General features: G+C 44.1%; 11 protein-coding genes and 1 pseudogene. All 12 read left to right on the forward strand.

The genetic code is table 11. The features are described from left to right. Window positions 1–11: 11 nt before the first annotated feature. The 12 genes and pseudogenes from D2V93_RS02835 (at window position 12) to D2V93_RS02890 (ending at window position 11,919) form a co-directional block, all read left to right on the forward strand. A complete protein-coding gene (locus D2V93_RS02835; protein WP_119618384.1) occupies window positions 12–1,058 on the forward strand; it encodes a sugar kinase in 1,047 nt (348 codons plus the stop codon). Window positions 1,059–1,140: 82 nt separating this feature from the next. Next, window positions 1,141–1,818, forward strand: coding sequence for a bifunctional 4-hydroxy-2-oxoglutarate aldolase/2-dehydro-3-deoxy-phosphogluconate aldolase (locus D2V93_RS02840; RefSeq protein ID WP_119618305.1), 678 nt, complete (start codon window positions 1,141–1,143; stop codon window positions 1,816–1,818). Next, a complete protein-coding gene (locus tag D2V93_RS02845; RefSeq protein WP_119618306.1) occupies window positions 1,815–2,795 on the forward strand; it encodes a TRAP transporter substrate-binding protein in 981 nt (326 codons plus the stop codon). The genes D2V93_RS02840 and D2V93_RS02845 overlap by 4 nt, the downstream gene beginning before the upstream one ends. Continuing rightward, window positions 2,795–3,253, forward strand: coding sequence for a TRAP transporter small permease (locus D2V93_RS02850; protein WP_119618307.1), 459 nt, complete (start codon window positions 2,795–2,797; stop codon window positions 3,251–3,253). Before D2V93_RS02845 ends, D2V93_RS02850 begins: the two co-directional genes overlap by 1 nt. A 5-nt stretch (window positions 3,254–3,258) precedes the next feature. Continuing rightward, window positions 3,259–4,554: a TRAP transporter large permease gene (locus D2V93_RS02855; RefSeq protein WP_119618385.1), complete on the forward strand. Its 1,296-nt coding sequence runs from the start codon at window positions 3,259–3,261 to the stop codon at window positions 4,552–4,554. A 39-nt stretch (window positions 4,555–4,593) separates the two neighbouring features. Continuing rightward, window positions 4,594–5,954, forward strand: a pseudogene (locus tag D2V93_RS02860) (3-keto-disaccharide hydrolase). Between the two features lie 10 nt (window positions 5,955–5,964). Then, window positions 5,965–7,305 (forward strand): Gfo/Idh/MocA family protein, encoded by a 1,341-nt coding sequence (locus D2V93_RS02865; protein WP_119618308.1) that lies wholly within the window; start codon window positions 5,965–5,967, stop codon window positions 7,303–7,305. A gap of 223 nt (window positions 7,306–7,528) precedes the next feature. Then, window positions 7,529–8,209, forward strand: a complete 681-nt coding sequence (locus tag D2V93_RS02870) for a hypothetical protein (RefSeq protein WP_119618309.1) — start codon at window positions 7,529–7,531, stop codon at window positions 8,207–8,209. Between the two features lie 156 nt (window positions 8,210–8,365). Next, window positions 8,366–8,659 carry a helix-turn-helix transcriptional regulator gene (locus tag D2V93_RS02875; protein WP_182849926.1) on the forward strand — a complete coding sequence of 98 codons (294 nt, stop codon included), beginning with the start codon at window positions 8,366–8,368 and terminating at the stop codon, window positions 8,657–8,659. Between the two features lie 285 nt (window positions 8,660–8,944). Beyond that, window positions 8,945–9,529: a BfmA/BtgA family mobilization protein gene (locus D2V93_RS02880; protein ID WP_119618311.1), complete on the forward strand. Its 585-nt coding sequence runs from the start codon at window positions 8,945–8,947 to the stop codon at window positions 9,527–9,529. Window positions 9,530–9,534: 5 nt separating this feature from the next. Then, the gene (gene mobB, locus D2V93_RS02885; protein ID WP_119618312.1) at window positions 9,535–10,557 is read left to right on the forward strand and encodes a MobB family relaxase; all 1,023 of its coding nucleotides are present in this window, start codon (window positions 9,535–9,537) and stop codon (window positions 10,555–10,557) included. 234 nt (window positions 10,558–10,791) lie between these two features. Beyond that, the gene (locus D2V93_RS02890; protein WP_119618313.1) at window positions 10,792–11,919 is read left to right on the forward strand and encodes a DNA methyltransferase; all 1,128 of its coding nucleotides are present in this window, start codon (window positions 10,792–10,794) and stop codon (window positions 11,917–11,919) included. Window positions 11,920–11,928: the final 9 nt, after the last annotated feature.

Below are 11,928 nucleotides of genomic sequence, written 5' to 3' on the forward strand. Positions count from 1 at the left end.
AAAATAACAGTCTGAAAAGAGTGGTAACGTTCGGGGAGATCATGCTGCGCCTTTCGCCAGAAGGCTTCTTGCGCTTCTCCCAGGCCAACAGTTTTGAAGTGGTCTATGGAGGGGGGGAGTCCAATGTGGCGGTCTCCCTGGCCAATTATGGGGTCCCGGTGGACTTTGTGACCCGCCTTCCGAAGAACGACATCGGGGAATGCGCCCTGATGGAGCTGCGCAAGCGGGGAGTGGGCACGGACAAGATTATCTATGGCGGCGACCGTTTGGGCATCTACTTTTTGGAGACCGGGGCAGTGAGCCGCGGCAGCAAAGTGGTCTATGACCGGGCACACTCTGCCATGGCGGAGATCGGCCCGGGCATGGTGGACTGGGACAAGGTATTCGAAGGGGCCGGATGGTTCCACTGGACGGGGATCACCCCCGCGATATCCCAAGGAGCTGCGGATGCCTGCCTGGAAGCCGTGAAGGCGGCCAGCCAGAAGGGGATTACCATCTCCACGGACCTGAACTACCGGGCCAAGCTCTGGAAGTACTGCAACGATGCGAAGCGAGAAGAAATCATGTCGGAGCTTACCTCGTACTGCGATGTGATACTGGGCAACGAGGAAGATGCGGAGAAACACTTTGGCATCAAGCCGGAAGGGCTTGATATCACCACCCAAGGGGAACATGTGGAAGCAGCGGCGTTCCTATCGGTCTGCAAGCAGATGATGGAAAAATTTCCCAAGGCAAAGAAGGTAATCACCACCCTGAGGGGTTCCATAAGTGCCTCGCACAACACTTGGGCAGGCGTACTGTACGATGGCAAGAAGATGTACGAGACCCGTCAGTACCAGATCACGGACATCGTGGACCGTGTGGGCGGAGGGGACAGCTTCATGGGCGGCCTCATCTATGGGTTGATGAAATACGAAGGGGACGACCAAAAGGCACTCGACTTTGCCGTGGCTGCCTCTTGCCTGAAGCATACCATCAAGGGGGATGCGAACCTTGTAACGGTGGACGAAGTCGAAAAATTGATGGGAGGGGATGCCTCGGGAAGAGTGGCAAGATGAAAAAAATAGGTTGTTCAGTTAGTTTTTTAATTGGTGCCAGGGCGGGAAATTTCCTTGTCCTGGTGCCTAAAAAAAGTAAAGTATGGCACAATATTCAAGAATTGAAGTGCTGAACACAATGATCAGTACCGGAATGGTACCCTTGTTCTATAATAAAGACATTGATTTGGGCAAAAAAGTAATCAAAGCTTGTTATGAAGGGGGAGCACGGCTTATGGAGTTTACGGCCAGGGGAGATTTTGCTTTTGAGGTTTTTTCAGAACTAAACAAATATGCTGTCAAAGAACTACCTGGAATGATCATGGGGGTTGGGTCGATAACCGATGCGGGTGCCGCAAGTCTTTTTATGCAGATGGGAGCAAATTTTATAGTTACACCTTCATTACGGGAAGACATTGCAAGGGTCTGTAACCGCAGAAAAATATTATGGTCCCCAGGTTGTGGCTCTTTGACTGAAATCAATAGAGCGGAAGAATTGGGATGTGAAGTGATCAAACTATTTCCAGGCGACACATATGGGCCAGGATTTGTCAAGGCCATTAAGGGTCCCCAACCTTGGACCAGTATCATGCCGACTGGTGGGGTGGGAATCGATGAACCAAACCTGAAAATGTGGTTTGATGCCGGTGTCACCTGTGTCGGTATGGGCTCCAAATTGATTTCCAAAGAAGTTTTGGAGCAAAAGGATTTTGGAGGTTTACGGCAAAGTGTGGCTGACATACTGAAATTGATAGCAACAATAAGGAAAGAACGACAATGAGGAAGACCCCTATCATTTTTGTATGGTGGGCCTTGCTTTTTTCAATGGGCTGTAACCAGGAGAGTGGAGTAAAGACCATCCGGTTGGCCCACGGTCTGGATGTGAACCACTCCGTACACAGGGCCATGGTGCAAATGGGCGAGGACCTCAACAATCTCTCAAACGGAAAGCTGCGAATCGAAATTTATCCCAATCAACAACTCGGCACCGAACGCGAGATTTTGGAACTGATACAGTTGGGTAGCCTAGATATGACCAAAGTATCGGTGGCCACTTTGGAGAATTTCGCGCCAAAAACTCGGATTTTGGGACTTCCCTATCTGTTTGAAAACAGGAAACATGCCTTTGAGGTGTTGGACGGCCCCATCGGTCAATCACTTTTGGATAATGCAAAGCAGTTTCGATTGAAAGGACTTGGGTATTATGATGCCGGTTTCCGAAGTTTTTATACCGAACATGAACCCATAAAAAGCCCTGATGACTTAAAAGGTCTAAAAGTTAGGGTGATGGAAAGCATTACCGCCATGGATATGGTCAAGAGTTTGGGCGGTTCCCCGACTCCAATTTCGTGGGGAGAGCTTTATACATCACTCCAGCAAGGCGTTGTGGATGGCGCCGAGAACAATCCCCCCAGTTTTTACCTTTCAAGACATTATGAAGTCTGTCCATACTACTCATTGGACGAGCATACGTTTTCTCCTGATGTGTTGATTGTGGGTACCCAGTTTTGGGACAAATTGTCCGAAGAAGAACAAGGTTGGGTCGACGAAGCGGTTAAAAAATCATTGAAACATCAACGGGAGTTATGGGCCGAGTCGGAGGCGGAAGCTTTGGAGGAGGTGAAAAAGGCAGGTGTGGAGATTTCGTACCCAGACAAAAAACCTTTCAAGGAGCTGACAAAGGATATGTACAAAGCATATGAAGATGATCCTGAGATGAACAAAATGATACAACAAATCAAATCCCTTGCAAACTGATGGAACTCAAGAAAAAAGTGGATACCGTTTTGGGGCACATCCTTGTGCTGTTGATGAGCCTTATGGTATTGAATGTGCTATGGCAAGTGTTCAGCAGATATGTTTTGGGACAGCCAAGCGCATTCACCGATGAGTTGGCAAGATATCTTATGATATGGTTGGGACTGCTTGGCGCGGCCTACGTATCCGGGAAAAGTGGCCATGTTGCCATCGATATTCTCGCCAAACGCTCCAGTGATAAAAGGCAGAAGTTATTGAAAAGAATAGTCTGTAGCTGTATCATTCTTTTTTGCCTAACGGCAATGGTCATTGGAGGCAGCTGGTTGGTATTTACCACCTATGAATTGAAACAACTTTCACCGGCTTTGGGACTACCTCTTGCATACGTGTACATGGTGATTCCGATCAGTGGGCTTTTGGTGATGTACAACAAAACATGGGAAATATTGGAAGCATGAGCATTATGGAATACATACCACTCCTTGTTTTGATCATCAGTTTTATCGGGCTCTTGGCTATGGGAACCCCAGTGGCCTGGAGTATTGCCATTTCATCCTTGTTGACCTTGTTGGTCAGCGTGCCGATGCTACCTGCATTTGCCACAATTTCACAACGTATGGCTACGGGATTGGACAGTTTTGCCCTCCTGGCCATACCATTCTTTGTGTTGTCGGGTGAATTGATGAACCAAGGCGGTATTGCCCACCGTTTGATTGCCTTTGCAAAGACCTTGGTGGGAGCCCTGCCAGGAGGTCTTGCCTTGATCAATGTGATATCTGCCATGCTCATGGGGGCCATTGCAGGTTCTGCCTTGGCATCTGCATCGGCCATGGGAAGCATCCTTGGCCCTGAAATGGAAAAAGAAGGCTATAGTAAAGAGTTTGGTGCCGCCGTCAATATCACTTCGGCAACCACGGGGTTGGTCATTCCACCCAGCAATATTTTGATTGTGTATTCCTTGGCAAGTGGAGGTGCATCCATAGCGGCACTTTTTTTGGCGGGATATATCCCCGGGTTACTCACTGGTCTGTTACTGATGGTGGTCGCTATGCTATGGGCCAAGAAAAAGGGCTATGGCAAGGGAGAGCGTAGCACTCCAAAGCAAGTTTTAAAGACCTTTATTGATGCTGTTCCCAGCCTGTTTCTATTGGTCTTGGTCATTGGGGGCATTGTGGCCGGTATTTTTACGGCTACAGAGGCTTCAGCCATTGCAGTGCTCTATAGCCTGCTCTTGGGATCTATATATAAACAAATTACCTTCAATAAACTTCCCAACATCTTTTTGAATGCATCGGCAACCACTGCTATTGTCATGTTATTGATCGGGGCCTCAATGAGCATGTCCTGGGTATTATCCTTTGAACATATTCCCCAAGAGATCAGTTCTGGACTTTTGTCCATCACCGATAACAAAATAGCGCTGTTGCTCATCATAAACCTGATATTGTTATTTGTGGGTATCTTTATGGATATCACCCCCGCGGTGCTCATATTCACCCCCATATTTTTACCCATTGTTACAAAATTGGGAATAGATCCGGTTCATTTTGGGATCATCATGATCTTGAACCTTTGTATTGGGTTGTGCACACCTCCGGTGGGTTCTGTGCTTTTTGTTGGAGTAGGCATTGCGAGGACGTCCATTGAAAAGGTCATAAAGCCCCTTTTACCGCTGTTCGTGGCCATGATCGTGGCGTTGTTTCTGATTACCTACATCCCCGAATTGGCCCTTTGGCTCCCAAGGTTGTTCGGATTATAATCGATATAAAATGATAAAAATTAACCAATGATTTATAAAATGAAAAACTTAAAATATGGCATTGTAGCCCTTCTTCTCGGATGGGCCTGTACCGATGCTCCCAAGGATGACACCCCTTGGATTGATTTATTCGACGGAACGCTTAATGGATGGACGCAAAAAGGAGGGGAGGCCAATTACACCATTAAAGAGGATATGATCGTGGGCTCAACCGTACACGACACCCCGAATTCCTTTTTGACCACGGATAAAATGTATGATGACTTTATTCTGGAGTTGGATTACAAAGTGGATCCCACCATGAACTCTGGCATCCAGATTCGGAGCAATAGCTTTCCGTACTACCAAAATGGTAGGGTACATGGCTATCAGATTGAGATTGATCCTTCGGACAGGGCTTGGAGTGCCGGGATTTACGAGGAGGCCAAAAGGGGATGGTTGGTTCCTTTGACCAATAACAAAAGGGCGCAAGAGGCCTTTATGCAAAATGAATGGAACCATTATCGCATTGAAGCCATTGGCGATACCTTAAAAACATGGATCAATGGTGTTCCGGCATCGTACTTGATCGACGAAGGGGCGGATTCCGGTTTCATCGCCTTGCAAGTGCACAGTATTGGTGACGAACAAAAAGAAGGCACCGAAATTGCTTGGAAAAACATCAAGATTTTGACCGATAGCCTGCAAAAATATACTACGGAAATGTCCTTGGAACCGGTGATTACAAAGAACAACCTCACCCAACATGAAAAAGAAGAAGGTTGGAAACTACTTTGGGATGGCGAAACTACGGAAGGTTGGCGCGGTGCCCGTTTGGATGAGTTTCCGGATAAAGGCTGGGAAATGGAAGATGGTGTACTCACCGTTCTATCCACCGGAGGTGAAGAATCAGCAGCTGGGGGAGATATTGTGACCACCGAGCAATATGGCGATTTTGAACTAAAAGTGGACTTTAAATTGACGGAAGGAGCCAACAGCGGCATCAAATACTACGTAAACACCGATTTGAACAAAGGACCCGGCTCATCCATTGGACTGGAATACCAAATCCTGGATGATGCCGTCCATCCCGATGCAAAATTGGGGAATCATGAAGGTAGTCGTACCGTGGCATCTTTGTACGATTTGATTCAAGCTGATATCACAATAAGCCCATCAATCCGATTGGAGAATGGAACACCGCCCGTATCGTGTCCAAGGACAATCATGTGGAGCATTGGCTCAACGGTATGAAGGTTTTGGAATACGAAAGAGGGAGCGGGGAATACAAAAAACTGGTATTCGAAAGCAAGTATAAGGTATGGCCCAATTTTGGAGAAGCGGCTACCGGCCCAATCTTATTGCAAGACCACGGGGACAGGGTAAGCTTTAAGAACATCAAGATAAAACCATTGGATTAAATATAAATATATGGGAGCGCGAAGAGACTTTATCAAGAAAACAACGATCGCTGCCATTGGCGTGGGACTACCCGGTAGTATCAATGCCATGACGGCCAAGAGTTACAACAGTATTTTAGGAGCAAATGATAGGATTCATGTGGCCATTCAGGGTTTGGGCAGGCGCTATGGGGCCTATATCCCTTCTATAGCGGCCAAGCAGAACAATGTGCGCTTGGACTATCTATGCGATGTTCGGGACAGCCAATTGGAAAAGGCAGTACAACATGTGTCCAAACAAATAACGTATGATCCCAAACAGGAAAAAGACATCAGAAAGATTTTGGAGGACAAGGATGTGGATGCGATTTTTATGGCCACGCCAGACCATTGGCACACGCCCGGAGCCTGTATGGCCATGGAGGCAGGGAAGCATGTTTATTTGGAAAAACCATGCAGCCATAATCCCCATGAAAATGAAATCGTGGTCGCGTGTCAAAAGAAATATGATAAGGTGGTCCAAATGGGGAATCAGCAACGATCCTCTCCACAAAGTATCGAAATCATCAACGATATCCACAACGGCATTATCGGGAAGGCCTATAAAGCAATAGCTTTCTATACTAACGGAAGGGGAGAAGTGCCACTTCCCGTACAAACTACACCACCAGAGGACTTGGATTGGGAACTGTTCCAAGGGCCGGCCCCAAGAAAAGCATATGAACACGATATCTGGGACTATAACTGGCATTGGTACGGTTGGGATTATGGAACTGCTGAAATGGGCAACAATGCAACACATGAACTGGATATGGCCCGATGGGCATTGGACGTGAATTATCCAGAATACGTGGATGTCTTGGCGGGAAAACACCAGTTTGTAGATGATGGTTGGGAAATGTATGACACCATGGAGGCAACCTTTAAATTTGCCGATGATAAGGTTATTAAATGGGACGGTAGTAGCCGGAACGCTTATTCTAAGTATGGACGAGACCGAGGGACCCTTATTTATGGTTCCGAAGCGGCGGTAATGGTGGACAGGGACGGATATGAACTGTATGACAAAAAAGGAAAATTGATCAAGGAGGAAAAATCTGGGGGCAACGAAGGAGGAACAGCTTTAGGAGGCGGAGGCGATTTGTCAACGATGCATGCAGTAAATTTCTTAAATGCCATTAGGGGGGAAGAGGATTTGACCTCACCCATAGAGATTGGGGCTGTTTCACAAATGCTGACACATTATGCCAATATATCCTATAGGATTAACAAAGGTTTCAATGTGGATGGGAATACAGGTAGGACATTTGATAGAGAAGCAATGGAGCATTGGAAGAGGGATTACGAGCCAGGGTGGGAACCTAAACTTTAAGCATAATTGGATGTTGGACCTGAAATTAAATCTACGCCTCATTGGCTAATTCAGCATTTGCTTTTAAGTCTTTATTATATTTTAAGAATCTTTTTCTTTCAGTTCCCTATCTGATTAAGAGTCTTTTTATTACGTCCGAAAAAGATATAATGATTACAAGTATGTATATTGGGTCTGGAGGTACAACTTCACCGAATCAGTAGTTTTATTCCTATCTTGGGACATGGAAAAATTGGGCAACATATTGGCAATCTGGTTTCATCGTCAAAGGTCCATGTTTAAAAAGATGAATTCTAAGTTGGGCCATCTTTCTCTTAACCAGCTTTCATTCTTAATTATAATCCTTTTTGGGTTATTACCACTGACCACCTTTTTTATCATTGCCCATGATAATTTTTATTGGACACAGGTTGTGGCAAGCTATCTTTTAGTAGTACTGCTTTTTGTCTTAGTCCTTGTGGTAGTAATTGGGTGGTTCAAGGCCAAAGAAATGGCGAATGCAGATGTAGAAGGCTTCTCATTTGTAAGACTATCGTTTAAGAAGGTAGACAAGGAATATTTTGGATTTGATGACTCCGATATGGAAAATGTAGAGCTTTTGACAACCCTTTTGCCTTCCAAAGAAAAGATAGTCATTAGGGAAGTGCCAAAGAACAAGCAATCGGGTAATCTTAGGTTTCTTTTTTCGTTTTTGGACCATATTATTGAAGGGGGCATTCAAGGACTTGGAAAAGAATCGAGAGACTCACTTTCCAGTTTAGTTCAAAAAAGATTTTCCTTCGATGGCTCCGAAATCAACCAAAATACTTTTGCATCAAGTTACTCAAAATGGTCACAGAAGACCAAAGAAGGGGATTATGATGATACCCGAAAAGCTATAACCAAAGCCCTGGGCCTCTCCTAAGTACTATAGAATTTTATCCTAACTCCGAAAACAAAGGGCAATTAAAGCGCAATCTTCATTTCTCTATTTTTCACTTGCATCAGGTGATATATGTTTGTCCCGTACAAAAAAGTAGGCGGCCGTTTACATATTCTCAAATTCCAAAAATCAGAAGTTATGGAAGAACAACAGAATGTGTTGACATTATTGAAAGAAATCAAAACCATCCTTGGCCATCAGAAGAAGGTCATGAACGTGGAAGATCTTGCCGCATACACAGGACTTTCCAAAAGCAAGATTTACAAGCTTACTTCCTTAAAGCTCATCCCTATGAGCAATAATAAACATATCCGTCAAATATTTTTTGATAAGGATACCATCGACAAATGGTTGATGGGCGATCCAAACCTATCCGATGAGTTTCTTGAAGAGAAGTTCAACCAACAGCTTCAAAGGAACAAAAACCGTTGAGTTTATTGATGCCCTTTACTTCAAAGAATAGTATTTCGGTTTTCACGCTTGCGTGAAAAAAGGAATAGCAAGAGGGTGATGCGCAAAATGCGCCATCACGGTTGCTTTCGGGTCTTCAACAAGTTGAAAACCAGTGAATTGAAATGATTTTGGAATACTGTGCAAAATCAGGGTATACTGTAGACTTTTCCGAAATCTACAGTAAACCCTTTGGGAAGCCCTGTAAACACTGGAGATTTTTGACGAAAAAATTGACCCAATTTCACTAAAAAACAAAATCGACCTATGGAAAAGCAAGAAAGCAATAATAGAACAAAGAAAGGAAGCGGTGGTTATTCCAACATCACGGTAAAGAAGGAAACGGCCACACGCTTTCGCAGTTATTCAAAGAAGTTCAACAAATCCCATAGTGAGGTATTGGATGGAATGATGCAATACTTCAAGGAGAACAACCTTGACCCTTTTGGTGAGGGAACAAAGATCATTCTTGAAAGTATCAAAAAGTTGGAGGTGAAGATTATGAAAAAATTCGATAGGCTCATCGCCATTATCAAGAACATGGAAAAGACCAGTATCCGGCCCACCTATGAAATGATGTTGATACTTTACGAGGCCTATGTAAAGGATGGGAGGAGACCGAGAAGAGAGCCAATCCAAATACAGGAAGAGCGGAAGGACTTTTTGGAGCCTAGGAATACCGTTCCGAAAACAGAGCACGATAGAATACTAAAAGAATTTGAAAGCTATAAAAAACGTTGCAATGAAATCCTCCATAATGTGGAGAAGGTAGAACCCATGATGGGAAAGCCGTATTTAAAGATCAATATGGGCATCGGGGATTTTGAAAGTTTGAAATACCAATTAAAATAACGCTCATGTACCTTACCATATCAGCACAGAAAATGGGCAGTACCTATAACTCCAGTGTAGGGAACTATGTGGACTATCTGGAAAAAGAGAACGAGGACAGATTGCCCGAACAAAGGGAGGAATTCTTTGACCAAGAGAACGACAACATAAGCCCTCAAACGGTCATCGATGAAATAGATGCCAACACCGCCAAACTGAGACAGAAAGACCCGAAATTCTATTCCATAGTGGTCAGTCCCAACCAAAGGGAACTGAAGTCCATCGGCAATGACCCCAATATGCTAAGGGAATACACTAGGAAACTCATGGAGGACTATGCCAAGAGTTTCCATCGCAACCAAGAGATTAAGGCCGAGAACCTGAAGTATTATGCCAAGATAGAGCATGAGAGAACCTATCGGGGCTTTGACATGCAGGTTCAGGAGAATGCCCCCTATCGAGGAGAAATAGCAAGGCTGAGGAACGAGATACGGAAAGTGGAAAGGGGCGAATCCATCGGAAATGTCAAAGAGCTTGAAAAAAGAATCAAAGAGCAAGAAAGATTGGCCCCACACAAACAGAACGGACAATTGGTGGCAGCCGGAATGCAAAAGGAGGGGCCACAGACCCATATCCATATCATAGTCAGCAGAAGGGACGTAACGAACACCTACACACTTTCACCAATGGCCAAGCACAAGGCATCCGAAGTGGAACTAAACGGAAAAATGGTCAAAAGAGGGTTTGATCGGGACAGCTTTTACCAAGCAGCAGAGAAGACCTTTGACAGGACAACGGGCTTTAAAAGGAACTATGTGGAATCCTATGTAGGGAGAAAGGCGCATGCCAAGGAACCGGGGAAGTTCTTTGCCAAGGTGATGGGATTGCCCACCAAGGAAAAGGACATGGCTTTTAAACTACTTAAGACAATGGGGGTCAAGGCCCCCAGTATACCGGCCAATAAAGTGCAGATGGCTGTCAAGATCATAAAGGCTCTTGGGAGGGGTATCGATAAAGCAAGGGGCACAGGTGAGGATATGGGCTACTGAAATCCAAAAAGTAGGTTGCGCCCTATCGTGTTTTTGCTTCACGCTTATCTACCGGAACACTACAAAAACCCGATAGGATCCATGCGCAAAAGTTGGGGGTAAGGATTTGGGACTTTCTGGCAAATTGGATTATAAGTTTATCATGAAGGGATTGTTAAACCTATGCAAGTTGCAAGTATCTTACTTTATAAGTACATTTAAAATTTATGTTTTTCGGCAAATTTTAAATACCATATGCCAAGTACTGAGATTAGATTAGAAAATAAATTGGGAGGGTGGAAAAGTAGCGTAGTTTCTACAGAATGTACCTTACACCAACTTTCACCATATATTGGAAAAATGAAATCTTCGATGGCCAAGGGATTGGTTGAAAATTTTTCACATTATGGAGACACAGTTTATGATCCATTTGCTGGCTGTGGAACAATTGCCTTGGAAAGTTGGATTCTCGGCAGAAAAGTCATAGCTAACGACTTAAGCCCTTACGCGCATATTCTAACTATGGGCAAAATGAACCCGCTTAATACAGAAAATAAAATTTTAGAGACTATTGAAGAACTATCCAACGAGATTAAGGAGGAAGGATTAAAAACCGATTTAAGGCAAATTCCGGATTGGGTAAAAGAGTTTTTTGATGAGAGAACTTTACATGAAATCATTGTTTGGAAGGATAAACTTACTTCAAAAAATCAATGGTTTCTTCTCTCTTGCTTAATGGGGATATTACATCACCAAAGACCAGGATTCTTATCCTATCCATGCAGCCACACAGTTCCTTATTTGAGGACTAAGAAATTTCCCCCAAAAGACTTTCCGGACCTTTATAAATATAGGCCACTAGAACCTCGATTGCAAAGCAAAGCTCTCCGTGCAATAAGACGATTACCTAAATTGGATTATGGATTGGCAAGAAACTGTTTTCAGAATAATTCTGAGCACTTAACTCCCCCTGTTAAAGTTAACTCTATCATTTCCAGCCCTCCTTATATGAGACGCCTTGATTATGGTAGGGACAATAGGCTTCGGTTATGGCTATTGGGAGAAAATAATTGGAAAGAATTGGACAATGTAATTTCCCCTAGTGAAAGTAACTTTTTGGATAGTATGAGAATTTGTTTTAGAACATGGTTGGACGTTTTGGTTGAGAATGGTAAGTGTGTGCTAGTCTTGGATGATAGCTATAGTAAAAAATACGAATTATCATTAATTGATACTATTATCAAGATTGCATGTGAAGAAGTAGGAGGATATAGGCATCTAGGCAATTTTGAAGACAAAATTCCAAATGAAAGAAGAGTCCGAAGAAACCATTCAGGAAGTAAATCGGAAATAATTGTTGTCCTCGAAAAGGAAAAAATATAACTTTTAAAA

Source organism: Flagellimonas taeanensis, assembly GCF_003584105.1.
GTDB lineage: Bacteria > Bacteroidota > Bacteroidia > Flavobacteriales > Flavobacteriaceae > Flagellimonas > Flagellimonas taeanensis.